Source organism: Halalkalibacter akibai JCM 9157 (genome assembly GCF_000513135.1).
GTDB lineage: Bacteria > Bacillota > Bacilli > Bacillales > Bacillaceae_D > Halalkalibacter > Halalkalibacter akibai.
Window position 1 is genome coordinate 88,104 of the sequence record NZ_BAUV01000009.1, and the last position, 26,133, is coordinate 114,236.

The 26,133-nt window shown below is 37.4% G+C and carries 20 protein-coding genes and 3 pseudogenes; 18 read left to right on the forward strand and 5 right to left on the reverse strand.

What is annotated here, in order from left to right:
• Positions 1 to 161 precede the first annotated feature (161 nt).
• The 4 genes and pseudogenes from JCM9157_RS07740 (at position 162) to JCM9157_RS07755 (ending at position 3,465) form a co-directional block, all read left to right on the forward strand.
• A pseudogene (locus tag JCM9157_RS07740) lies at positions 162 to 1,288 on the forward strand (conserved virulence factor C family protein).
• A 12-nt stretch (positions 1,289 to 1,300) separates the two neighbouring features.
• Positions 1,301 to 1,519 carry a hypothetical protein gene (locus JCM9157_RS07745; protein ID WP_035663578.1) on the forward strand — a complete coding sequence of 73 codons (219 nt, stop codon included), beginning with the start codon at positions 1,301 to 1,303 and terminating at the stop codon, positions 1,517 to 1,519.
• A 22-nt stretch (positions 1,520 to 1,541) separates the two neighbouring features.
• Positions 1,542 to 2,018: a PH domain-containing protein gene (locus tag JCM9157_RS07750; RefSeq protein ID WP_035663580.1), complete on the forward strand. Its 477-nt coding sequence runs from the start codon at positions 1,542 to 1,544 to the stop codon at positions 2,016 to 2,018.
• A complete protein-coding gene (locus JCM9157_RS07755; RefSeq protein ID WP_035663583.1) occupies positions 2,011 to 3,465 on the forward strand; it encodes a PH domain-containing protein in 1,455 nt (484 codons plus the stop codon). Before JCM9157_RS07750 ends, JCM9157_RS07755 begins: the two co-directional genes overlap by 8 nt.
• Positions 3,466 to 3,500: 35 nt before the next feature.
• Here the strand turns inward: JCM9157_RS07755 and JCM9157_RS07760 are convergent, their stop codons facing one another.
• From JCM9157_RS07760 to JCM9157_RS07775, 4 genes and pseudogenes are all read right to left on the reverse strand, one after another.
• Complete coding sequence (locus tag JCM9157_RS07760) at positions 3,501 to 4,475, reverse strand: DUF2777 family protein (protein WP_035663585.1); 975 nt, start codon at positions 4,473 to 4,475, stop codon at positions 3,501 to 3,503.
• Positions 4,476 to 4,563: 88 nt separating this feature from the next.
• Positions 4,564 to 5,511: an MBL fold metallo-hydrolase gene (locus JCM9157_RS07765; protein WP_035663588.1), complete on the reverse strand. Its 948-nt coding sequence runs from the start codon at positions 5,509 to 5,511 to the stop codon at positions 4,564 to 4,566.
• 90 nt (positions 5,512 to 5,601) lie between these two features.
• The gene (locus tag JCM9157_RS07770; RefSeq protein WP_035663591.1) at positions 5,602 to 6,501 is read right to left on the reverse strand and encodes a hypothetical protein; all 900 of its coding nucleotides are present in this window, start codon (positions 6,499 to 6,501) and stop codon (positions 5,602 to 5,604) included.
• Between the two features lie 33 nt (positions 6,502 to 6,534).
• Positions 6,535 to 7,542 (reverse strand): annotated as a pseudogene (locus JCM9157_RS07775) (toxic anion resistance protein).
• A gap of 892 nt (positions 7,543 to 8,434) precedes the next feature.
• Here JCM9157_RS07775 and gltB point away from each other — a divergent pair.
• From gltB to kapB, 7 genes and pseudogenes are all read left to right on the forward strand, one after another.
• Positions 8,435 to 13,029: pseudogene (gltB, locus tag JCM9157_RS07780) on the forward strand (glutamate synthase large subunit).
• Positions 13,030 to 13,138: 109 nt separating this feature from the next.
• Positions 13,139 to 14,626, forward strand: coding sequence for a glutamate synthase subunit beta (locus tag JCM9157_RS07785; RefSeq protein ID WP_035663597.1), 1,488 nt, complete (start codon positions 13,139 to 13,141; stop codon positions 14,624 to 14,626).
• Positions 14,627 to 14,769: 143 nt separating this feature from the next.
• The gene (locus JCM9157_RS07790) at positions 14,770 to 15,408 is read left to right on the forward strand and encodes a YpjP family protein (RefSeq protein ID WP_081734105.1); all 639 of its coding nucleotides are present in this window, start codon (positions 14,770 to 14,772) and stop codon (positions 15,406 to 15,408) included.
• Between the two features lie 138 nt (positions 15,409 to 15,546).
• Entirely contained in the window at positions 15,547 to 15,897 is a 351-nt protein-coding gene (locus tag JCM9157_RS07795; protein ID WP_035663601.1) for a hypothetical protein, read from the forward strand.
• 93 nt (positions 15,898 to 15,990) lie between these two features.
• The gene (locus JCM9157_RS07800) at positions 15,991 to 16,242 is read left to right on the forward strand and encodes a hypothetical protein (protein ID WP_035663603.1); all 252 of its coding nucleotides are present in this window, start codon (positions 15,991 to 15,993) and stop codon (positions 16,240 to 16,242) included.
• Between the two features lie 8 nt (positions 16,243 to 16,250).
• The gene (locus JCM9157_RS07805; RefSeq protein WP_035663605.1) at positions 16,251 to 16,436 is read left to right on the forward strand and encodes a hypothetical protein; all 186 of its coding nucleotides are present in this window, start codon (positions 16,251 to 16,253) and stop codon (positions 16,434 to 16,436) included.
• A 149-nt stretch (positions 16,437 to 16,585) separates the two neighbouring features.
• Positions 16,586 to 16,963 carry a kinase-associated lipoprotein KapB gene (gene kapB, locus JCM9157_RS07810; protein WP_035663606.1) on the forward strand — a complete coding sequence of 126 codons (378 nt, stop codon included), beginning with the start codon at positions 16,586 to 16,588 and terminating at the stop codon, positions 16,961 to 16,963.
• Between the two features lie 20 nt (positions 16,964 to 16,983).
• On the opposite strand, the gene JCM9157_RS07815 is transcribed toward kapB, so the two are convergent.
• Complete coding sequence (locus JCM9157_RS07815) at positions 16,984 to 18,669, reverse strand: PucR family transcriptional regulator (RefSeq protein WP_035663608.1); 1,686 nt, start codon at positions 18,667 to 18,669, stop codon at positions 16,984 to 16,986.
• Between the two features lie 138 nt (positions 18,670 to 18,807).
• Between JCM9157_RS07815 and JCM9157_RS07820 the strand changes: the two genes are divergently transcribed.
• From JCM9157_RS07820 to JCM9157_RS25260, 7 genes are all read left to right on the forward strand, one after another.
• Positions 18,808 to 19,989, forward strand: a complete 1,182-nt coding sequence (locus tag JCM9157_RS07820) for a cystathionine gamma-synthase family protein (protein WP_035663612.1) — start codon at positions 18,808 to 18,810, stop codon at positions 19,987 to 19,989.
• A gap of 12 nt (positions 19,990 to 20,001) precedes the next feature.
• Positions 20,002 to 21,099, forward strand: coding sequence for a M20 metallopeptidase family protein (locus tag JCM9157_RS07825; RefSeq protein ID WP_052013014.1), 1,098 nt, complete (start codon positions 20,002 to 20,004; stop codon positions 21,097 to 21,099).
• Positions 21,100 to 21,176: 77 nt separating this feature from the next.
• A complete protein-coding gene (locus JCM9157_RS07830; protein WP_035663613.1) occupies positions 21,177 to 22,214 on the forward strand; it encodes a homoserine dehydrogenase in 1,038 nt (345 codons plus the stop codon).
• 15 nt (positions 22,215 to 22,229) lie between these two features.
• Complete coding sequence (locus tag JCM9157_RS07835) at positions 22,230 to 23,681, forward strand: aldehyde dehydrogenase family protein (RefSeq protein ID WP_035663614.1); 1,452 nt, start codon at positions 22,230 to 22,232, stop codon at positions 23,679 to 23,681.
• 31 nt (positions 23,682 to 23,712) lie between these two features.
• Complete coding sequence (locus JCM9157_RS07840) at positions 23,713 to 24,912, forward strand: M24 family metallopeptidase (RefSeq protein ID WP_035663616.1); 1,200 nt, start codon at positions 23,713 to 23,715, stop codon at positions 24,910 to 24,912.
• 177 nt (positions 24,913 to 25,089) lie between these two features.
• Positions 25,090 to 25,455, forward strand: a complete 366-nt coding sequence (locus tag JCM9157_RS25255; RefSeq protein ID WP_235714850.1) for an EamA family transporter — start codon at positions 25,090 to 25,092, stop codon at positions 25,453 to 25,455.
• Positions 25,440 to 26,033 carry a DMT family transporter gene (locus tag JCM9157_RS25260; RefSeq protein ID WP_235714851.1) on the forward strand — a complete coding sequence of 198 codons (594 nt, stop codon included), beginning with the start codon at positions 25,440 to 25,442 and terminating at the stop codon, positions 26,031 to 26,033. Before JCM9157_RS25255 ends, JCM9157_RS25260 begins: the two co-directional genes overlap by 16 nt.
• Positions 26,034 to 26,133: the final 100 nt, after the last annotated feature.

A 26,133-nucleotide genomic window follows, 5' to 3' on the forward strand; every position in this document is an offset into this window, starting at 1 on the left:
CTTTATTATAACAGACAAGCTATATTTTTCATGTTTCAAACTCATTTTAATCATTCTTTTTTATAACTTTTTAAATAAAACGTGTCGTTGGCGTGTTTTTTCTTGCTGTGATAAGATCATGTTATACCATCTAGAAGAAAAAATAGGTAGGAGGAATTATCATGCATATCATTTCGATTGAACCAACACCAAGTCCTAATACAATGAAGTTGACTTTAAGTGAAAGTCTTGGTGAGACAGCAAGGAATAACTATACTGTTAAAAATAAAAATGAAGCACCAAAATACATACAACAATTATTTGAAATAGAAGGAGTAAAAGGCGTTTATCATGTCGCCGATTTTATTGCGATAGACCGCCATCCTAAAGTCGATTGGAAGTTGATTCTGCCACAAGTCCGCTCAGTGTTTGGAGAAGACGTAGATGCAGAATCTAATGAAGAACGAATGAATGAGCATTTCGGTGAAGTTAATGTTTCCATTCAAATGTTTAAAGGCATCCCGATGCAAATAAAACTCTCAGACGGTGAGCAAGAAAAACGGGCTGGGTTACCAGAACGTTTTGTGGAGGCAGTTGCAAAAGCACAAAAACCGGATGACAACGTTGTAATTGCAAGAAAGTGGATTGATAAAGGAGTTCGATACGGAGAGCTTGAAGATATAGCAAAGGAAGTAGCAGATGAATTATCCGCAGCTTACTCGCAAGATAGATTAAATGGGTTAGTGTTAATGGCAAATGGAACGGATGCCATTCAAGCAGCACAGCGTGAACGATTCATGGATGTTACCATCGACATGCTTGAGCAGGAAGACTGGCGTGACCGCTATGCGGTGTTAGAACGAATGGATCCAAAAGAAAAGGATATTCCTGTATTGGCTAAAGCATTAGAAGATGAAAAAGCCTCTATTAGAAGATTAGCAACGGTTTATTTTGGCATGATTGAAACAAAAGAAGTACTTCCATTTCTATATAAGGCGTTAAAAGACTCTTCGGTAACGGTTCGACGTACTGCGGGAGACTGTTTGTCTGATTTAGGTGACTCTGATGCGATCCCGGCTATGATCGAGGCTCTTAATGATAAAAACAAATTAGTTCGTTGGCGTGCTGCTATGTTCCTATATGAAGTTGGTGATGAAAGGGCGATTAAGCTTTAAAAGAAGCGGAGTCTGATACGGAATTCGAAGTAGCTCTTCAAGTGAAAATGGCATTAGCTCGAATCGAGGGTGGAGAAGAAGCTAAGGGCTCTGTTTGGAAACAGATGACGGAATCTAGAAAATCAAATGACTAAAGGGTGATTCGAATGACGAAAGAAGAAGTTAAAACTAAGCTAGAACAGCTACAAATGGAAGATATACTTGAGTTAGTTGTAGATGCAGAAAAAGGCTATTTAGAGGAGTTGGAATTAGTCGAATCTATTGGCTTAGTATATGACCGTGAATTAAACGAGGCTCTTATTCAAGTTTTAAAAGAATTAGGAGTTAAAATAGATTATGTAGTGGATGAGGAAGAACAAAAGTAAATCATAAAAGGAGGTCGTGTTATTGCGCCTCGAACCATCTCAATTTTTGTCCAAAAAAGCATTGCCTTTATGGAGACTGCAAGCTTTTTTTGAAAGTTTTTTTGTAGCTCTTTTTCCTTTAGGATACGGGGTGATGCTTTACTTTTTTGATTTTCCTTATTGGTTGTTATGGGTTTTAATTTCAGTCTATGTTCTATACGTTGTTCTTACAGTATTAATTTTACCGCCATTAAGATGGAAACGTTGGCGCTATGATGTTTTAGCTGATGAAATAGATCTACAGCGGGGTGTTTTTATTGTAAAAAGGACATTAGTGCCAATGTCAAGAGTTCAACATGTTGATACAGAACAAGGCCCATTATCTAGAAAATACCGTTTAGCAGATGTTTCTATTTCGACGGCTGCTACCGTGCACAGGATTCCTTCTTTAACAATGGAGGTTGCTGATGAATTAAGAGATCGAATTGCTGAACTAGCAGCGGTGGCTGAAGATGAATGAGTTAAAAAGACTTCATCCTGCAGCCATTTTTGTCTCGTTTTTAACTGCACTAAGAAGTTTCCTCATTCCATTTGTTTTGAGCTTCTTTCTAGGAAGTTCAAATGAAACGGGTGGTTTTTTTCGCTTTGAATATATATGGATTGGTATCTTACTTTTTATCTTCATTCAAGGTGTAGGTCATTGGTTAACGTTTAAATATCAAATTGTGAATGAAGAACTATATATACAAAGAGGTATTTTCATTAAGAAAAAGCGGTATATTCAACAAAAGAAAGTTCAGAGTATAGATGTTACTGCTGGTGTTTTTCAAAGGTTATTCGGCTTAGTAAAAATTAAAATAGAAACAGCAGGAGGGGGATCAGAACCTGAAGTCCATCTAATAGCTATTAGCAAAGATGAAGCTTCAGCAATTCGAGCTCATCTTCTTAAAAAAACGACTGAAGCAGAGGAACAAGAATCTGTAGGGGAAGAAGCCACAGAAGGTACGGTCAAGGGAAGAGATTATTTTTGGATTTTTCCAAAGAATCATCTGATTATAGCTGCTTTAACATCAAGCGGATTAGGCTTAACCATTTCAGCTGTTGCTGCTTTATTTAGTCAAGTTGAACAATTTTTACCAGAGTCTATCTATACGGTCTTATTTGGCTTTCTATCCAATTCCGGGGTAACAGTGATCATTATTCTTGTCTTTATTGTTTTCGTTATAGCATGGGCGGTTTCTTTTATTGGTACTTTATTAAAATACGGAAACTTTACGATAGAGAAGTTTGGTGATGAACTAGTTATTTCAAGGGGATTACTTGAAAAAAGACAACTTACGATTCATGCGCATAGGATCACAGCGATACGTCTTGTAAGAAATTTGCTTAGACAACCTTTTGGGTTCACGACTGTTTATGTAGAGAGTGCGGGTGGAGGTACTAATGAAGAGCAGTTGTCAACGGTTTTATTACCCATCGTTAGGACTAAAGACATCAGAACGATCTTCAATGAGCTTATACCAGAATATGCGGTTGAATATCCAGTAAAAAGGGTACCTAAGCGTGCATTGATTAGATTTTGTTTCCGTAATACGATTATTCCATTCATAGCAACACTCTTGATAGGATGGTTTGTCAACCCCATTGCTTATTATGGTTTTATCATTGTCGTTATTTGTCTTCTGTTTGGTTATCTTCAATATAGAGATGCCGCTTGCGGGTTTGACGATGCCCGACTATGGATAAGGTACCGGAAAATTAGTCAAATGATTGTGATTTCAAAGCGTCCGAAAGTTCAATCAGCAGAAATTCATACTTCATTTTTTCAAAAGCGAAGACGGCTAGCGAGTTTTAAATTTTCAGTTCTATCAAGTGTGATAGGTAAATCTTTTCTTGTCATGGATCTTGATAAAGATCAAGCAAATTCTATGCTTGATTGGTATTCTAACCAGAATGATATTAACTAAAGAAAAAACAACTCCCTTAAAGGAGTTGTTTTTCTTTAGCGTGAATATTCGTTTGTATACATGACGACAGATCTTTTGCCTTGGTTCGTTGTAAACTCAAACCGATCATAAACCTTATCTTTCTTATGGTTATGCAATTCTCTTTCGTAATGATGTTGAACGATTACAAGGTCAGCATTATTTTTATAAGTTAAAAAATTTACGCCTTTAAAAGATTTTTGACCATCTACCTTTAAAAGTTGTGAAAGGAGAGTGTTGTGACATTCTATTAGGTGATCGTGTTTCATTTGATAGGCATGTAAATTCTTTTCTAAAGAGAGTAATGCTGTAGGCTCGAGTTCATTTCGTAAAATGACATAAGGGTCAAATTGGTCCTTGGAAATCGTAAAGACCGCCCCTTCTTTCGGGTAATACCGTTCTCCTGATTCAGCTATGAAACAACCATTTGTATCATATTGACCAGTTTGGTGTTGTCCCTTTACAGACCAATTAAAAATAAAGGGGCAATCTTCTAGCTCAAGTCGCTCATCTTGATTGTCGACTAAAATATATTTGTCCCCGTCGTGGTGGAAAGTATATAGTATATCTTCTTCGCATGAGTCTACGTGTTCCTGATTGTCGTTACTGTTTAAGCTCTCAATTAAATCAAGCAGTAATTTTTCTTTGTCGAGTGTAGCTTGCCTAGCGCATCTTAATTGTTTAATTCGCTTTTCAGATGCAGTTATTAAACTCTTTGTGAAATCTTCTGGGAGTTCCTCATTGGCTAATGGAGACAGCTTTGCGCCATCCAATTCAACTTCTTCATTTTTTTTAAAAGGTAGTTGCTGCATCAGGGGGTTGCTTTCATTAAATTCGGGTAATACAAGTACTGCTTTAATTTGCACGATTCCTTTCCACGGTTTCCGTGGTTCGGCAATAACATCTTTTAATGTTGCACAATATGTACCTTGCTGTGCCATATCTACTTTTACCAATTTTCCAATATAGGATTGTGCTTTTCTCCGGTCCATAAAACCCCTCGCTTCTGCAAATCTTTCTACTTTTTATTATAGAGATCTATTTTTGATAAGCAAGTAATCAAGGCGTTCAAATTGGCAGTCATTTATATTTTTTTGAGAGAAAGTCAACAATGCCCATTGAACATACTTGAAGATCTAGTTTGATGTGCTCATAAACGGGGTGCTCTCTAGAAACACCGATGTTGTCAAGATCTGCTTGTATTGAAGTAAAGAGGGTATTACTTAATTCATTTATACTACCACTCTTCTTAAAAACAGTTTCGCCGATTGCAACAAATTCATTTAACCATTTCCTCACTTGTTCATAAACAAGATTTGGTTGTTTTGAAAGGCTGTAATGGCCAAAATAAATGGCATCAACGTTAAGAGATTGAATCTTATTTAACGATTCAATCATAGATTCAGGGTTAAATTGATTAGGAGATGTGGACGGTAAGACAAAATGGATATGATCATTAGCTAACGCTTGATAGTGCACCCCAATCGTATCGCCGGTAAAAATCCCATTTGAAACAGGATCATATATACTAAAGTGATGATTTGCATGGCCAGGGGTATCGTAAAATTCTAAGTTGCATTTATCCCCGATTAACAAGGTATCTAAGTCATTCTTAATCAAGATTCGGTCTTCTTGAATGGGTACAATCGGATCGAACAGCAGGTCGAATTTTTCCCCATAAACAGCTTTTGCCCCCGCTATTAAACGAGAAGGATTCATTAAGTGACGTGCTCCTTTAGGATGAACGACTAATTTAGCATTAGGACATTTTTCAAGTAGGAGACCAGCCCCTCCTGCGTGGTCGAGATGAATATGGGTAACAATTAAATAGTCTATTTGTTCCGGCTTTATTCCCATCGACTCTAACCCGGCTAAGACATGAGGTACAGAAGGGGAGGGACCACTCTCAATTAATGTTATTTTATCTTCATTTATGACATATGTGCCTGTTCTCTCTTTTAAACCTAGGTCAAATCCATCAATCAAACTAATACGTGGTGAAAGTTGAATGAAATTATTAGACATCACACATTCCTCCTTTGATTTTGAAAGCACTTACAAATAGTGTAAATTTATCAAAGGTAGATGGCAAGGGTTTCTTAAAAAGAGTGCCTAACTTTATTTATCATATCGAATGGATTGAAGACGAAGTAGATGGTTCATTCGATCGACTCTTAATTTTTCTAAACGATCTACATAGTCTATTAAAGTTAACTCCATTTTAGTTAAGGTGATATATAAATTTTCCTTTTGTTCCAATTGATGTTTAACAGACAAAGATAAGTAGGTGTGAATGAGTGATGGGATATCATCTTTAAACATTCTCCGAACAATATGTCGTTCTTCAAAATCTAAAAGTAGAAAATCCTCCTTTAATTGATCAGCCTGTTGTAGAAGTCTAGTGAGTCTAGATTCAATGACTGGGTCTAAAGAAAATTGTTTCACAGCTTGGACGTAACGCCTTGACTCCTCAAGTAACATAGCTACATTATTAGGCGAGGTTTCTTGTAACAAAGACTGCTGTGATGATAGTAACTCTTTCGAATGCCTACTTGTTGATGCTGTCTCATTTGAATAAGCTAGATCAATTTGATGAATTCGATAAAAAATAGTATGGAATAACGGAGATTCGCGTATCGAGCGAATTTGGGCACGTCCATCTTTTGTATAGCGGATGGTTGCTTCTTTACAAAGGCCCACTCCATTATGAGCTTTCATATATTTTCTATAACAAACAATAACGAACCTTTTTTTAATTGGGGAAGTTGAATGTTTTTGATCCATCATAATGATCGTTATCGTTGTATGTTTAACTTTTACTTTAATCGTCCATTCTTTTTGTTTTCTACGTATCGTTCTTTTTTCATTAGAGGAAGGAGGATTCTCCGCGATTCTACGAAGGAAATCCTCAGTATCTTCTATTAAAGACCTTGTCGCTGTATCCCTAATTAAATGCTCCTCAACTTGCTTTTTATGATCGGGAGTAAAAAATAACTTAACAGTATCATACCAGCTCATTTGAAACCCTCCTTTCCATTATTATATAAGGTGTTATTGGAGTAGCTTCGTTTGCATCTCTTTATTTAACGTATCCAACTCTTTTATGAATTCTTGACCAGATTGTACAATCCTCTCGTTTGATTTTTCGGTTAACTCAATGGCCTCAAAAACGTTGTTATATGCTTTTCTAAATGATTCAATTGCAATAGCAGGCTCTTCAAGTGTCTTAAGTGTTTCTTCCGTGTTTTGTTTAAGTAGCTCAGCATTAGATAAGAGCATAGATTCTGTAGCTTCATTGACATTTTTAACGGCTTTGATCACTTTCTGTTGGTTAGACAGAGCAAGTTGAATGGAAGCTGAGACCGTTATTACATTCTTTGTCATGGTGATGGCATTAAAAATAGCTTCCTCTAATTTCTCATTATTTTCTACTATTAAATCAACAGAAGCTAATGACTGTTGCAACACCATAACAGCTTGAGTCATATTTTTCACTCTAGAAGTAACCTTTAATTGTCCTTTTTTCAATTCATTTGGGTTATCAGCCCATTGTTCTTTTGTCATTTCATCTTCTAACATGGAATGAAGTTGCTTACCTAGTTCAATTTGATCATTTAAATTGTTAATTCTTGTTTTGGCAACATCTTTTAATTGATGAAGCATGACGGTATCTTCTTGTAATTTATCTTTACCGGTTAATAACCCTTCAACAATAGAATCAACTTGTGCCTCTACTGTTTGATATTTTCTCGCGTATTGTTCTAATCGGAATTTCTTTCTTTAATAATTTATTTAACCATTTTTTGATTGACTTGTTTTAAGATAATTTGGTTCTAACTGACTAACTGTTTCTTTTAATTGATGTAGTTGAGTAGGTAATTGATTAGATTGATCTTGCATCATTTCCTTAACCGGTCGTTTTAATGCTTCGAGCGACTCACCTGCTTCTCGTTGTTGTTCTTCACCTAAACCGTCTAAAGATGAGAGAAGTTTTGATAAATCTTGATCTTTTTTATATTTATCTAAGACATTACCTGGTTCATTTGAAAAATCACTCATTATATATTCCTCCTTTATCCTAATCCTTCTACGAAATTCGCAACGTTTACGTTTCAAAGTCATCTAATATTATGATTGATTTTTAATACAATTACAATGAAGGCAAGTGGATAGTTGGTAACATATCTCATTAGATTTAAAAGGAGAATTGTTTTAAGATGAAACTAACTATAAAGGGGGGATGTTTTCATCCGATCACGAAGGATATACACCCCGTTTTATAAGAGTTTGTGTTTTTGTTTTTAAACAGCTCACAAACAAATTTTAAAATTAACTTCTTTATGTTTTAAAGAAATACTAACTTGAAGATTAACGGATAAAATCTGATAAAGCTAATAAAAATTTGCTTTAGACAATGATTAGAAGATTAGTTGATTGCTGCCTGTATAGATATGTTCCAAGATGTAGAGATATACAGAGATGAATTACTATGAAAAAAAGAGGTAGGCGTCGAACTAGAGCCATTTCTATCTTCTATTTGTGCAAAAGGAATTAAAATCGGAATGTCTCTTTTAACAATTATCCGCTTGTTTTGTAACGACATAATCGGATTAATTAAACAAATTTAGTTTAAATGTGTTTCAAACAAAGAGAATGGTTCAAACGTCGGAAGTGCGAGTGAATATTTATATAGGAAAATAAATAGATTTAGACTTCGGTTGAATTTTTATGCAATATTGTGGTGCATTATACAATCAGGATCATTAGTCAAAATGAACAATTTTTTAAAAAAATCTGTAAAACCACCTTATAGGAAGCGCTTACACGAGTATTTCCAGTAAATTTTAATTTGCCGAAATGTCAGAAAAATGATATGATCCTGTATATTAGCTCATAAGTTTTTGGGGAGAGTTGATTGATTTTTACTTTTTTGGAGAAAGGGTTGATGCCAATGCGGTACTCACAATTACCGAAGAAACAAGGCCTATATGATCCACAATTTGAGCATGATAATTGCGGTATCGGCTTTTTAGCCATATGAAAGGGAAGAAATCGCATCAAATAGTTGAAGATGCACTTCACGTTTTGCGCAATTTAGAACATCGCGGTGGGCAAGGTGATGAAGTTAATACAGGAGATGGTGCGGGGATTTTACTACAATTACCTCATCGTTTCTTTAAAAAGGTCTGTTTGGCAGATGGTGTAACTCTTCCTGAAACAGGCGAGTATGGAGTAGGGATGCTGTTTTTGCCACAGGATGAAGAAGCTAGGGAAAACTGTGAGAAAGGTTTAGAAGCCATTATAGAAAAAGAAGGTATGGAACTTCTAGGCTGGCGTACAGTTCCTGTTGATGATTCAATGCTTGGTAATGCGGCAAAAGCAGCTATGCCATATATTCGTCAATTGTTTATTAAACGCGCCCCGGGCTTGAAGACAGAATTAGACTTCGAACGCAAATTATACGTTGTACGTAAGCGGGCTGAAAAAGAACTAACAACATTTGTTCCAGAAGATCAATCATTCTATTTCACTAGTTTATCTAGCCGAACGATTGTTTATAAAGGAATGTTAACAACAGAGCAGGTGGATCAGTTTTATCTAGATATCCCAAATCCTGACTTTGAATCTGCTATAGCATTAGTACACTCAAGATTTAGTACAAATACATTTCCTAGTTGGGAAAGAGCTCATCCAAATCGTTATATGATCCACAATGGTGAAATCAATACCGTAAAAGGAAATGTAAACTGGATGCATGCTCGTGAATCTAAGTTTGAAACAGATGTTTTTGGAGATGATTTAGAAAAAGTGTTCCCTGTCGTCGATAAAAACGGTTCTGATTCCTCTATGTTTGATAACACGATTGAATTTTTATCACTTTCTGGCCGATCAATGGCTCACTCGGCAATGATGATGATTCCTGAGCCTTGGCAAAATGACGAACAAATGAGTTCTGAAAAGAAAGCCTTTTATGAATTTCATAGTACGTTAATGGAGCCATGGGACGGTCCAACAGCCATTGTATTTACCGATGGAAAGCAAATTGGTGCTTGTTTAGATAGAAATGGCTTACGTCCTTCTCGTTATTATGTAACGAAAGATGACTACATTATTATGTCTTCAGAAGTTGGGGTACTTGATATTGAGCCAGAAAACGTCTTGTACAAAGAGCGTCTTCACCCTGGTCACATGCTTTTAGTGGATACTGAAGAAGGCCGAATCATTCCTGATGAAGAAATTAAACATCAAATTGCAAGTGAACACCCATATGGAGATTGGGTTAACGAGCATTTAACTCAGCTTGAGGATGTTTTAGAAACAGCTCATGTTGAAAATACAGACTTTAAAAATCTTGGTACACGTCAATTAGCTTTTGGTTACACGTATGAAGAATTATCAAAAGTCATTCAACCAATGGTTAAAGATGGAGTGGATCCAGTCGGTTCAATGGGATACGACTCACCACTTGCGGTTCTATCTAAACGTCCACAGCTGTTGTACAACTACTTCAAGCAATTATTTGCACAAGTAACGAATCCACCAATTGATGCGATTCGAGAAGAAATAGTAACAGCAATTGGGACGACTATTGGAGCGGAGAGAAATTTACTAAAGCCAGAGCCACTAAGCAGTCGTCATATTCATCTTCCTTATCCTATTTTGAATAATGAAGAATTAGCAAAGTTGCGCCATAACAAAATGGAAGGCTTTAAATCTATTACTTTACCAATTACATTTGATGTTTCCAACGAAGAAAATCAATTAGAGGATGCGTTAGATTCATTGTTTGCTAGAGCTGATGCAGCTATTAAAGCAGGACACACTCTTATTATTTTAAGTGATCGTGCAATCAGTGCAACTCAAGCGGCAATTCCAGCCTTACTTGCAGTTTCAGGTCTACATCATCATTTAATTCGTCAAGGTACACGGACAGAAGTCAGTCTTTTGGTTGAATCGGGTGAACCAAGAGAAGTTCATCATTTCGCGTGTTTACTAGGCTACGGAGCAGAAGCGGTTAATCCTTATTTAGTTTTTGATTCACTTGATGGATTAATTCAAGATGGTTTACTTGAAGATATCTCTTATGTAACTGCTGTCAATAAGTATGTGAAAGCAGCTGCTAAAGGAATTATGAAGGTTCTTTCAAAAATGGGGATTTCGACGATTCAAAGTTATCGTGGAGCTCAAATTTTTGAAGCTGTTGGGATTCATGAATCTGTAGTAGATCGCTATTTTACTTGGACAACAACACGCATTGGCGGAGTAAATTTAGAAATGATTGAAAAAGAAGTACGTTTGCGTCATGGCCGTGCGTATTCTGAGCAAGAAGGTGTTGATAAAGCGTTAGATCCAGGAGACGATCTGCAGTGGCGTCGAAATGGAGATCCGCACCAATACAATCCACACACTATTCATATGCTTCAAAATGCATGTCGTACGAACAACTTTGAACTGTTCAAGAAATACTCTCAATCTATTAATGAACAATCAAAGGAACAAACAACTTTACGCGGATTACTAACGTTTAAAGAAGGAAGAACTCCTATTTCAATTGATGAAGTTGAGCCTGCTGAAGAGATCTTTAAACGATTCCGTACAGGTGCCATGTCATTTGGTTCTATTTCTAAAGAAGCTCATGAAACTTTGGCGATTGCAATGAACCGCCTTGGAGGAAAGAGTAATACTGGTGAGGGTGGCGAAGATGTAGACCGCTTTACTCCAGATGAAAATGGAGACCTGCGTCGTAGTGCTATTAAACAAGTTGCTTCTGGACGTTTTGGTGTAACAAGCAACTACCTTGTGAATGCGGATGAAATCCAAATTAAAGTTGCACAAGGAGCTAAGCCAGGTGAAGGTGGACAGTTACCAGGAAATAAAGTTTACCCATGGGTTGCGGAAGTTCGAGGTTCTACACCTGGTGTTGGATTAATTTCTCCTCCACCTCATCATGATATTTATTCAATTGAGGATTTGGCTGAGTTGATTCATGATTTGAAAAACGCGAACCCTACTGCCAAAGTAAGTGTTAAACTAGTTGCTGGTACTGGAGTTGGTACCATTGCAGCCGGTGTTGCAAAAGGGCGAGCAGACGGCATCATTATTAGTGGTTATGACGGTGGAACAGGAGCAGCTGCAAGAACAAGTATTAAACACGCTGGTCTTCCTTGGGAGATAGGTCTTGCAGAGACGCATCAAACACTTCTTCTTAACAATCTACGTGACCGTGTAACATTAGAAACAGATGGTAAGTTAATGACAGGTCGTGATGTAGTTTTCGCAGCTTTACTGGGGGCTGAAGAATTTGCGTTCGCAACAGCACCACTAGTAGTTTTAGGCTGTATTGTAATGCGTGTTTGTCACCTTGACACATGTCCTGTTGGAATCGCTACACAAAACCCTGAACTCCGTAAGAAGTACATGGGGCAAGCTGAACATGTAGAAAACTTCATGCGATTTATTGCTGAAGAAATGCGCGAAATCATGGCTGAATTAGGCGTACGTAAGATTGACGATCTAGTCGGTCGAACAGAATTACTAGAAAGAAATAAAGACGTAGATAACTGGAAAGCTGAGCATATTGATTTATCTAATTTGCTTTATCAACCAAATCCAGAAAATCACGATAGAAACTTCTGTACAAAGAGTCAAGATCATCAACTAGATCTTTCATTAGACATGAGAGAGCTACTTGCAGTTAGTGAACCTGCTCTTGAGCGTGGTGAAAAGGTTCAAGCTACATTCCCGATTAAGAATGTAGACCGTGTTGTTGGGACAATTGTCGGAAGCCATATAAGTAAACGTTATGGCAAAGATGGGTTACCGGAAGACACAATAACATTTGACTTCAAAGGGTCTGCTGGTCAAAGCTTTGGTGCATTTGTACCTAAAGGAATGACTTTACGTCTTGAAGGAGATGCGAATGATTACACTGGTAAAGGATTATCAGGTGGTAAAATCATCGTTTATCCACCAACTGTTTCAACATTCAAGGCAGAAGAAAATATCTTGATTGGAAACACATCTTTCTACGGTGCGACTAGTGGCGAAGCTTATATTAGCGGTATAGCTGGTGAGCGTTTTGCTGTGCGTAACTCTGGTGTGAAAGTGGTAGTAGAGGGTGTCGGTGATCACGGCCTTGAGTATATGACAGGTGGTGTAGTTGTTAACCTAGGAACAGTAGGTAAAAACTTCGCAGCCGGTATGTCTGGTGGTGTTGCGTATGTTCTTGATGAAGACGGAACATTTGATAGCAAATGTAATCAAGAAATGGTTCATTTAGAGCCTGTAGTTGAAGCAAAAGATATTACTGAACTACAAGAATTACTAGAAAACCATTCTTCTTATACGAAGAGTACTCGTGCGGCTGACGTTCTTGCTAATTGGAATGATTATTTAACGAAATTTATAAAAGTTATTCCAAAAGATTATAAGAGAATGCTAGAAGCAATAGATCGAGTGAAACAAGAAGGACTTACAGACGTTGATGCAGTTATGGTTGCTTTTGACGAAAACAAAAGTGATAAGTCACGTGTAAGCGGAAAATAGAGTGTAGATGATTCAAGTAACGAGACTCCCTTTTAACAGGTGAGGTTCGTTACTTTGAGTCAATCTTTCCTTCTAAAATCAGAGATAGAAGAAGATTGGAGTGAATGCGATGGGGAAGCCAACTGGATTTATTGAATATAAAAGAGAGAATCCCACTAAGAGAGATCCTTTCGAACGAACAAAGAGTTGGAAGGAATTTCAAATCATAATGCCTGAACCAGTTTTACGACAACAAGGAGCACGCTGTATGGATTGTGGCGTACCTTTCTGCCAAACTGGCACAACAATGGATGGGTCTGGAGAAATCGGCTGTCCTGTCTATAATTTAATTCCGGAGTGGAATGATTTAGTGTACCGTGGTAAGTGGAAGGAAGCACTAGACCGACTGCATAAAACAAATAATTTTCCTGAATTTACTGGTAGAGTGTGCCCTGCACCTTGTGAAGGATCTTGTACAGTTGCGATTAGCGATGACGCAGTTTCTATTAAAAGTATTGAATACCACATTGTAGAACGTGGATTCCAAGAAGGTTGGATCGTACCTCAACCACCTTTAAAAAGAACGGGTAAGAAAGTAGCGGTAGTTGGTTCAGGTCCTGCTGGACTTGCTGCAGCAGCGCAGTTAAATAAAGCTGGTCACTTAGTTACTGTCTTTGAAAGAGAAGATCGTATTGGTGGACTTTTAACATATGGAATTCCAGATGTTAAATTAGCCAATGAAATCGTTGAAAGACGAGTGAAGATTCTTGAAGAAGAAGGCATTACCTTTAAGGCAAATGTTGAAATCGGTAAAGATGTTTCGGCTTCTGAATTAAAACAGGATTTTGATTCAGTTCTTTTATGTACAGGAGCAACAAAGCCTCGTGACGTAGAAGTTGAGGGACGTGAATTAAAAGGCATTCATTTTGCAATGGATTTCCTTACAGAAAACACCAAAAGTCTATTAAATTCTAATCACCAAGACGGTCAATTTATTTCTGCAAAAGGAAAGAATGTTATCGTAATTGGTGGAGGAGACACTGGTGTAGACTGTATTACGACTTCTGTACGTCATGGTGCAAAATCAATTACTCAATTTGACATTAACCGTCAAAAACCAGACGAGCGTTCTGATAAAAATCCATGGCCATTATTCCCGATTGTTCATACAGTTGAGGATGGACAAAAAGAAGCGAAGGCTGTTTATGGCAAAGATCCACGAAGTTACCAAGTAAGTACAACTAAATTTGTTGGCGATGAGAATGGTCAAGTTACAGAGATTCACACAATTGGTGTCGAAACAACGATTGATGCAAGCGGTAGAAAAGTTCGAACACCAATTCCGGGTACAGAAAAGATCTGGCCAGCTGACTTAGTTCTGCTAGCTGTAGGGTTTACAGGACCTGAAGAGCGTATTATTCAGGAACTATCTCTTGAAACGACAAGTCGTTCAACTATTGAAGCTGAATATGGTAAATATATGACTAGTGTTCCTGGTGTCTTTGCTGCTGGTGACAATCGTCGAGGTCAAAGTTTAGTCGTATGGGCTATTCATGAGGGACGTGAAGCTGCAAGAGAGTGTGATCGTTACTTGATGGGAAGCTCTAATTTACCATAGTATTTCATAATTCTTAATCGTTTTGTAATGGCGTTTTCATAGATTTCGTGAGAAAATAGATTTATAATAGAAATAGATTGAGTTTAGTAAATCTGCCTATTTGAATGAAACTATGAAAGGGCGTATGAGCGGTGTTTCAACTTATGAAACGTGGCCTTGTCATTTCATCAGCACTTTTAACTTTCGGTTTATTTGTTCCTACAACTGATTTCGTAAGGGAAGTGCATGCTGAAACTCCAGAGAAAACGGCTGGGGCACACAATGGTAAGCCATTAATATATCAAGTAAATAAACATAGCTATGAACTTTTTGACGAAGTCTTACCTGCAAAAACTGAACAATATATTCATCGAAACTTTCAATCAGCAGACCTCATTAATAATTTCATTATTAAAAGAGGTGTGGAGCAGAGTATATTGAAATTTGGTTCTGCTATTACAGAAAAAATAAGTGCTCCGTTCGAAGAAGAAATTGTACCGCAGTTAGATTCTGTTCTTCGTGAAACTACGAAAACGTTAGCTAATGAGGATTGGGAGAAAATTAGAATGTCAGATACTCCTTCAGCTGGTTTAGGAGAGAAAATCTTTCATCTTTATAATGAAGAAACAGGAGAAGATATCTTTCGTTTTCATGTTCGAAGAGATCAACCTCCTAAGCAAGGTTACACATTTAACTTCCATTATCATACGTACTTAGATCATCATGAAAAACATCATAATCTTGGTACCATTGTTTGGGGGAAAGATATGCCTCCAAGGTGGAATAACGTAGACCGCGTATAATACATACGCGGTTTTTTTGTAGATTCTGAGAAGATTGTCGAATAAAATCTATAAAACCTCAAATTCAGTTCTTTTGTCGCTGGCAAAATTGAATTTCTATGGTAGAATTGACCTATTATTATTTAGGATGGTGGAAAAATGACGAAGCAATTATTCGTAATAGGGGTAGCCGCTATGTTGTTTGTAGGAGTTTGGATCCTTGTATTTTTACAGTTTAACGAACAACAACATGCAGTGGAGATAGGGTCGGCCTCTACTTTTGAAATCAACAATGAGAGAGCGTTTGAATTACCAGAATCAATTATTCAATCTGATAAAGAAATAACTGTATATAGTGATATCTCTGAATCGGTTCAGAAATTAGATAATAAAATCACTGTTAAAGAAGAAAAAGGGACAGTTGACCTTAGGAATTATGATTTTAGTGATGTGTCAACTTCTGAGGGAGTTCCCATTGCTGCTATTTTAGATAAATTAGATTTAGATTAAAATTCATCATATTTTCGAAAACTTTTCTCTGCTTTTCGACATATTTTTGATACGATATAAATATATGTATTTTGATTAGCTAGGAGGGGTTCGATGGATTCACAGATAGAAGAAAAAAAGCGTCCTGAATGGTTGAAATGGACTATTCGAGTTATACTTGGATATGCGGCATTACTGGCACTCATATTAGCAGTTACTATTATTGCTATCTTAATTACTTTTACCTTTATTGTTATTGATAGTTTTTCGGAAACAACGAGGCTTGGTTTAATTTCAGAACAGTATTTAGTACCTGTCTCTGAATTTATGTGGAAACTGTTTACTTGGCTGATTCCAGGGTTATAGGGGGAAACATGCAACAAGAAATTATCTTCATTATTAGTGTGATCGTACTCTTCTTACTAACTGGATTATTTGGCGGAATTGGAATATGGAGCATGCTTTATCAGAAAAAGAAACGAGCCATATGGAGCTTTGCAATAGGATTCGTTTTTATTGTGGTCTATCTAATTGTTATGTTTTCAGTTGGGATTATTTAAAGGAAACTGTTGTTTTATTAAAAACAGCTACTTTCTAAGATTAGGGGATTACACTAATGATAATGCAGTTATTTGCCAAGAAAATGTGATCCGGCTGTAAGTTAAATTACAATGATATAAAAGCCTTAAAAAGAGAAGGAGATTTACTTATGAATGAGCTAAACCTTGTTCGTGCTTTTTATAAGACGGGTGTTTATGTTGCAGAATTAATTGAGAAGCAGGAAGAAAAACAACGTGCGCTTGTGAAAGTAGTAGCTGTGTTAAAACATCCAACACAAGGAGACCTTCATAATCCAAAAATGGTTGATGTTCCGCTTTTTCATCAGCGAAAAGCACTTGCTGAGTTTGAAAAGACTTGGGTACCTCTTTCTTCTTTAAAAGCATTTGAAGGGGAGTTACCAAATTATCGCGTGTCGCTCCAAGAAGCTGTAGAGGTCCAAAAAAAGGCTCTTAAAAATGAGAACAACGACTGGGCGCGAATGTCACTAGATAAATTAAACGAATGTATAAATGAATATGGGTTTTAACGAAAACGGCTGAGTAAACTTTACTCAGCCGTTTTTGTTTTCATACCATTGACCCAAAGTCTGGAACTTAAATCTAAAATAAATAAATCTTCGGCATTATCAAGTGAACAATTAGTCAATGCTTCTATCTTTCTTAATCGGTACATTAATGATTGTCGGTGTAAATTTAGATCGCGTGCTGTCTGACTAACGTTACCTCTATTTTCATGATAGATCATAAACGTATGCAACAAATCAATTTCTCGTTCTTGAGAATAGTACAATAATGAGTCTAATACCGTGTGAGCAATGTCGATGATTTCATCATTTTTTAACAAACTTTCAATAATTCGATCAACTGTCGTATCAGCGAATACCGAAATGGAGCTAACGCCATTTCGCTTTCGTCCTATTTCAAGAGCTCGTTTTGCTTCTTGGTACCCATGCTCAAAACAAGAATAGCCATGTTGTTTTGCAATGCCCCATGTTAGTGAGAGAGAAGGAAATAAAAAGTAAATGCGTTTATTTAATTTAGAAATATAGGTTTTTGCCTGGCTCACAGTATTTGGGTGTGTTACTTCAATATAGATGATTAGTTCCTCTTGCTGGTAAGTAACCATTGATTTTAAGGCAAAAGATTTGGCAATACTTTCTGCTTCCTCTTCCATAAGACGGATACACTCATGTAGCCAATGATCAAAAGTTATCGCAACATGACTCATCGGTTCAAAGCTTTCTTTCACACGTTCTGGTTTTGCTACTAAACAGATATAAGGTAAATTAAGTTGGTATCCAAGTGACTTAGCTCTTGATAGTGTCGCTTCTATAGGGTGAAGTGAACCTTTGGATAACTCCCAAACAAAATCATCTCGAAGCCGCCATTCAGCTTCTTTGGCCGCTTGTTCATGGAGAAAGTGAATCGCTACTGCAGTTGTGACATGTTCAAGTAACAAAAGCCATTGTTTCTCTTCATCTTCATCAAATGGTTCTTCTCCAAAGTCCCCGACTACAATATAACCTTGAATGTTACCTGAAGAATGGATGGGTAATTGCAAGGCAAAACCATTCTCGTACTCGAACCAATTAACGGTGTGTTCGTGGTCGTAATAGATTCCTTCTTGTTCTAATTGCTCATAAATAATAGTTTCCCATTTGCTCTGTAGGTTATCTGAAAGAGTTTGACATTTCCCACGAATTTTCCCCCTTTTGTCAGCTATTAAAAGTTCATGCCCAATTGTAGTTGAAACGTATTGTGCAACAAGATCAAGTGATTTTCCAGATAAAATAAATTCAAGCAAGGCTTTTCTTAATTTTTCGATATTATCGAAATACCTTCGTTTTGTTTCGTGGATGTACTCTAAAGCTTTTTCGAGAATGTCGGAAAATCGTATCGACCAGTCAAGTTCAAGCAGGATAAAATTATGTTTTTTTGCTAGAACAATGATGGAGTCAGGGATTTGCTGTACAAATGGTCCAATAGCAATTGCTAATGCAGAGGCTTCCGAATGAATGATATCCGTAACAAATGCATAAAAAAGGTTGGGATCATGTGCGCAACCGACTCCAGTTGTAAGAACTAGTTCGTTTTTTCTAACAAACGATTCAACCGGGGTTTCTATAACAGAAACCCAATTGACATAGGTAGAGTCAAGTTGATCTTTTCCTGTTCGGATTATTGATTTTTCTAAGATGTCTAATGATTGTATATCTTTCATCGTAGTACTCATTAGAATTCACTCCTCAAACCAGGAATTGATTAGATAAAAAATAGATGAATGATACCTGTAAACATCATACAAATTGTCGAATGTCTTCTTTTATTTATTCAAATATGATGGAAGTAGATAATTGAAAGGGGTGGCAGCATGAAAAAGCTAGATAATGCAACTAAGTCAGTATGGGCTGGTGAAAAGGAGTATTTGGTTCATGGAGCAACTCAAGTTCCTGTTGTCCATAGTGTTGCTTTTAATTACGATGATGTTGATGAATGGTATGAAGTGGCTATAGGTAATAAAAAAGGTCATATCTATGGAAGAAATACTAACCCCACTGTTCAAGCTTTTGAAGATAAAGTGAAAGCACTAGAACACGCTGAAGCTGCCACAAGTTTTTCTACAGGGATGGCGGCTATCTCAAACTCATTACTAACTGTCTTAAAACCTGGTGACAGAATTATTTCTATTAAAGATACCTATGGTGGGACAAATAAAATATTCTCTGAATTTCTTCCAAGACTTCAAATAGATGTGACCTTAGTAGAGACCGGAAACCATGAAGAAATGGAAAAAGAAATCAATAAAGGCTGTAAGCTTGTTTATTTAGAAACGCCTACTAATCCAACGGTTAAACTTACAGACATTAACCGAATTACTAAAGCAGCAAAATCGGTTGGGGCAATGGTATTTGTAGATAATACTTTTGCTACACCTATTAATCAAAATCCACTTAAGTTGGGTGTTGATCTTGTTATTCATAGTGCAACTAAATTTCTAGGGGGGCATGCTGATGCCTTAGGTGGCGTTGTGTGCGGAGAAGAAGGATTAGTGAAGGATATTTACCATTATCGTGAAATTAACGGGGCTACCATGGATCCAATGGCTGCTTATCTTCTTTTAAGAGGAATGAAGACGTTAAAACTAAGAGTTGAAAAGCAACAGGAAAATGCACTAAAAGTGGCTGAGTTCTTATCAACACATCCCAAAGTAGAGCAAGTTTTCTATCCTGGTTTGACCACACATAAGCATCATGACATTGCTAAGAAGCAAATGAATGGTTATGGAGGGATGTTAAGTTTTGCTTTAAAAGGGGAGCTAGATGCTGTTCGTCAATTTCTACCAAAGTTGGAATTGGCGCATCGTGCAGCTAATCTTGGAGCAGTTGAAACGACTGTTGGACCAGCAAGAACGACAAGTCATGTTGAAAATACAAAAGAAGAAAGAGCAGCTCTGGGTATCCCTGAAGGCTTAGTGCGCTATTCGGCTGGAATAGAAGACATTCAAGATTTAATAGCTGATTTGAAACAAGCGCTTGATGCCATTACGGTTTAAGGAGAGAGTTTAGTGAATTGGTTGGAGCAACTTCAAAAATGGAGACGTCAACTTCACCGAGAACCAGAACTAAGTTTCCAAGAAACCAAAACAACGAATTATATTATTGAGCAATTACAAGACTTAACCGGTGTCCAGTTGCTTTATGGGGTAGATCAAATTGGTTTGAATACCGGTGTGGTGGCAATTGTAGGAAACGGAAGCTCACCAGTAGTAGGACTTCGAGCTGATATTGATGCACTGCCGATAACCGAACAGACAGGGCTCTCTTTTCGATCGAAACACGACGGGATTATGCATGCGTGTGGGCATGATGGTCATACTGCGATGCTGATTGGAGCTGTTCGTCAACTTTCCGAACTCTCTCAATCAGGAAAGTTGACTGGTACGGTAAAATGCTTGTTTCAACCTGCGGAAGAAATGGAAGATACTAAGGGGAAAACGGGGGCTCAATATGTATTAGAAAGTGGTGTGTTAGCTGATTTGGAAGCAATCATAGCCATACATCTTGATCCTGAAATACCACTTAAATCAGTTAAATTAAAATCAGGCCTTGTTATGGCAAATGTTGATACTTTCAAAATTAACATCTCAGGGTCTGGAGGGCATGGAGCTTATCCTGAACAAGCGGTTGATCCGATTTGGCTCTCCTCTTTAACACTACCTTATTTATATAGTATCCCATCTCGTAGGATAAAAGCCGAAGATCCTTCTGTACTAAGTATTTGTCAAATAACAGGTGGGTCTCAAGCAAATGTAATACCTTCTGAGGTTACGATATCTGGCACAATTAGAACTTATTCTGATCAAGCTCGCAATCAGATCGTTTACGAGATAGAAAAGGGATTGCGTTCTGTAGGTGAATTAGGAGGATCATTTGACTTTTTCATTCACCATGGTGAGCCTGCTTTATTAAATGATCCTGTATTAACAGGAGAACTTCGATCTTTATTAGAAAACCTTAATGAGGAAATAAACATATTTGAGGAGACGTACGGCATGGGAGGAGAAGATTTTAGTCATATCACGAGGCAAATACCTGGTGTCATGATTTTTCTTGGTGCTAAAGAAAAAGAAACGAGTCTTCATCAACCAACTTTTAACATTTGATGAGCGTGCCTTAGAGTTTGGCTTGGATATTCTCGTTAATGGTGCTATTGCTGTGATTGAAAAAAGGAGGAATAACAGTGCCTCATAAGCTGGCTTTAATTGGTTTTGGCGGAGTTGGGCAAGGGTTCGTAGACATTCTCGAAAAGAAAAAGAAGATGTTACGTGATAAAGAACGAATGGACTTTCAAGTAGTAGCCATTACAGATTTGAATAAAGGCTCCGTTCACCATCCAGAAGGGTTATGTTTAAAGGAAGTGAAACGGGCCATTCAGGAAAATGGAACTCTGGATGCTTATCCTGATCAACCTGGTTTAATTAGAGGATGGGATAGTAAAGAAACGATTGAAAAATCGAATGCAGACTCTATTGTGGAAATGACATTTACAAATGTATTAACAGGGCAGCCTGCGATTGACCATTGTAAATGGGCGTTTCAAGCGAAGAAAAATGTTGTGATGACAAATAAAGGGCCGGTAGCACTTGCCCACGATGTGTTATCAAAACAAGCAGAAGATAACGGTGTTAACTGGATGTTTGAAGGTGCGGTGATGAGTGGAACTCCAGCTCTTAGACTGCCACAAACAACGTTAGTTGGGAATGACATAACAGCCATTCAAGGAATTTTAAATGGAACAACCAACTATATGTTAACAAGGATGGAGAAAGGATTAAGTTACGAGGATGCACTTTTTGAAGCACAAAAATTAGGATACGCCGAAGCTGATCCAACTGCTGATGTCGAAGGATTTGATGTGCTTTATAAAATTCTAATTTTAGCGAGAGTTGTACTCGGAATTCCTTTGCAGAGAGAAGATGTAACCTGTAAAGGAATCCAAAACATGACTTTAGCTGATATTGAAAAAGCAACAAAACAAGGAAAGCGTTGGAAGCTCATTGGTTCATTGATCCAAACTGAACAGGGATTAAAAGCAACTGTACAACCGGAAATGCTCGATTTAAATGATCCATTAGCTGGGATTCAAGGTGCAACAAATGCGATCACATATAATTGTGATTTATCAGGCCCTATTACGTTAGTTGGAGCAGGAGCGGGCATTATAGAAACAGGTTATGCCGTGCTTATTGATTTAATCAATATAGAGCGTAAGCGATAAGGACGGAGGGATTTCATGGCAAAACAAATTGTTTCAGAACGAATGTTGATCGGTGGAAATTGGATTCAAAAAACGGAATCCATTGAAGTCCACGATCCAGCAACAGGTGACATTATTGCAACAGTACCTGCAGCTTCGAAGGAAGATGTAGATCAAGCCATCTTTCATGCTAAGAGAGGATTTGAGGTAAGTACTCGCTTACCTGTTCATGAACGAATGAGGATATTACACGATGCAGCTAGCTATATTGAGAGAAACTCAGGTTACTATGAAGATACGATCGTATCTGAAAGTAGTAAAACGATTACAGAAGCTCGGAAAGAAGTAAAACGATGTATTGAGACACTTCGTATAAGCGCAGAAGAAGCTAGAAGAATTGATGGAAAAACTATCCCTTTTTCGCAGATGCAAGGACATGAAAGAAGAGTGGGGTATGTGTACCGTTTTCCTATAGGGATCGTTGCTGCCATTACACCTTTCAATGACCCGTTAAACTTGGTTGCTCATAAGATCGGGCCAGCAATAGCTGCTGGCAATGCTGTAATCGTGAAACCAGCTTCGTTAACGCCATTAAGTGCAATTAGGTTAGCAGAAGCTTTTATGCATGCTGGATTACCAGAAAACATCTTGTCTGTTGTAACTGGGGTAGGATCAGAAATATGTGACCCATTAATAGAACATGAAGATATTCGATTTGTTTCCTTTACAGGAGGTTATGAAACTGGTAAAGAAATTATACGAAAAGCCGGAGTGAAAAAAACAGCAATGGAGCTAGGATCGAATTCACCTACAATTGTTTTAGAAGATGCTGATTTAGAAGAGGCAATATCTTCAACAGTTGCTGGTTCCTTTGGAGTAGCTGGCCAAAATTGCATTGGTGTACAAAGAATTTATGTTGAAGATTCAATCTATTCAACATTTCTTGAACGATTTATTTCAGAAACAAAAAAAATAAAAGTTGGGTCAAAAACTGATCCAAAAACAGATATGGGGCCTATGATCTCGGAAAAGGAGGCTGTTAGAGTAGAACAGTGGATTCTGGAAGCCGTAAACTCCTCAGCAAAACTATGTTATGGAGGAAAGCGCACCAATGCTTTTCTTGAACCAACAGTCTTAACAAACGTACCTGACACAGCATTAATTGCCAAGCAAGAGGTGTTTGGACCGGTCGTAATTATTGAATCGGTTCATTCGCTTAAAGACGCCATTAAGCTTTCTAATCAAACTCCTTATGGACTACAAGCGGGGATTTTCACGAGTAAGATTGAAGAGGCTTTTCAAGCTGTGCACGAACTTCGATTCGGAGGAGTTATGATCAATGATAGTAGTGATGTCCGAATAGATGCCATGCCATTTGGAGGGTTGAAGAGATCGGGTATTGGGCGAGAGGGAATTCAATATGCCATAGAGGCAATGACGGAGGAGAAAGTTGTAGCGTTTAAATTAAAAAATTCTCCATTTGTTTAGAAGGGAGAGATAATGAAAGAGGGTGGAAAGATTGTTCGCATTAGCAGAATATACAACTAGATTAGAGAAGATAAAAAAGCGAATGGTCGATGAAGGGGTGGACGTTCTCCTTATTTCAAACCCATCAAATATGTATTATTTAACTAATTATTCTGCGTGGAGTTTTTACGTCCACCAGATGATGGTTGTGACGTTAGAGGATGCTCAGCCACTTTGGATTGGCAGACAAATGGATGCTAGTGGCGTAGCTAAAACAACGTGGCTTGATGAACACCATATTATTGCTTATCCTGACTTCTATGTTCAATCAAAAGAAAGGCATCCCATTGATTTCGTGGCTAATATTTTAACTGAGATTGGGCAAAGTTCACGAACCATTGGTATTGAAATGGATGTCCACTATTTTACAGCTCTTTGTTATGAACGATTAAAAAAAGGTCTACCAAATGCAAAATTCAAAGACACATCAAGCCTAGTAAATATGGTGAGATTGATCAAATCTAATCAAGAAATTAAATATATGAAGAGAGCTGGAAAGATCGTTGAAACAGCGATGAATGCGGCTTATGACTGTGTTCAAATAGGTGTAAGAGAATGTGATGTCGCTGCAGCGATTTATCATGCACAAATAAAAGGAACACCTGAATACGGAGGAGATTATACTTCCATTGTTCCGATGCTACCAACAAGTCAAAATACGTCTTCTCCCCATATTACTTGGACTGATAACAAGTATGAGCAAGGTGATTTTCTAACAATTGAAATTGCCGGTGCTTATAAACGATATCATGCACCGATGGCTAGAACGATGGCAATTGGTCAGGCGAAAGAAGAGGTAAAAGAACTGTCCAAAGTTGTGCAAGAAGGGATAGAGGCTACGCTTGAAGTCATCAAGCCAGGAATGAAAGCAGAAGAAGTAGAGCGTATTTGGAGCAAAACAATTGGCAAATACGGGCATCGTAAAAGTTCAAGATTAGGATATTCGGTAGGTTTAAGTTTCCCGCCAGATTGGGGAGAGCATACAGTTAGCTTTAGACCAGGAGATGACTCAGTCCTTCAACCTAACATGACTTTTCATCTAATGCCAGGTATTTGGTATAGTGATTATGGGGTTGAAATAACAGAAACAATCAGAATCACTGAAACAGGTGTAGAGTTATTAACGAATTTTCCCCGTGATTTATATGAAAAACCAATTCTTGGAATTTTACCTGATGAACACACCTCTTGAATCAATTTGTAAACCCGTTTAAAGCTTCCCTTTAAACGGGTTTATGTCGAGAAAATCGGTTTAATAATATGTAAGCGCATTATATTTAGATAACCGAAAAAACTTCGTGACCATTACTTTTTGGGGTGATAAGATACTAAGTACAAAGAGAATAAAAGTAAGGAGTGGACGGTTTATATGAAAGACAAATCACTTGTTTTTACATATGGGGTCGTCTTTTTTGTGATGATCACGTGGGGTCTAAATGTAGTACTGCTAAAATTACTTGTTGAGGCTTTTCCCCCTGTTACTATGACTGTTTTTCGGATCATGTTAGCTGGAGTGGTTACAGGAATCATCGTCTTGTTTAGTCGCTCAATGAGAAAATTATCAAAAATAGAATGGCATTACACCATATTGGCAGCACTGTTCGGTGTTGTTGGTCACCATTTCTTCCTAGCTACTGGGTTAGCTTTAACAAATGCATCTAATACAGTTCTGATCCTGCTCTATTGCCACTTACTACATCTATATTTGCGATTATTTTCTTGCATGATCGCTTAACGAAATGGAGAATATTAGGAATTGGACTTGCTTTTATTGGTGTGGTACTGATTCAAGGTGGAGGAGGGCAGTGGTCCTTAGATCGTGGAGAGTTTTACATTTTTCTGTGCATGTTAGCACAGGCTATTAGCTTCATATACATAAAAAAGGCTACTGCCTCACTTGATTCCAAACAGATGACAAGTATGATGCTTCTAATTGGTTCGGTTGGTCTGTTATTAATTAGTTTAATCATGGAGCCGACAGGTACAAAAGAATTAGTTGGAGCTCCTTTATTTATCTATGTTCTTTTCTTGATTTCCTCAATTGTTGCGACAGCACTAGGTCACTTCCTGTTTAATGCGGCCATTCAACGGATAGGAGCAGGACAGACAGCCGTTTTTAATAACTTTGTTCCTTTCTTTGGGTTATGTTTTTCAGCTATATTCTTAAAAGAACAGTTGCACTGGTATCAAATGTTTGGCTTCGTATTCATTGTAATCGGTGTCCTCTTTGGAACAGGTTATATGGAGAGAGCGCTTCACAATTTTAAAAGTCGAGTGCATAATGAAAAAAAGCAAATAGACACATCGGCATAATAATAAAAGTGTTGGTTGATTAATGTTTCAATCAACACTTTTTTGTGTTCTCTGTGTTATAATACAATTATGATTTTTCTATTAATTCAAAATAATAGGG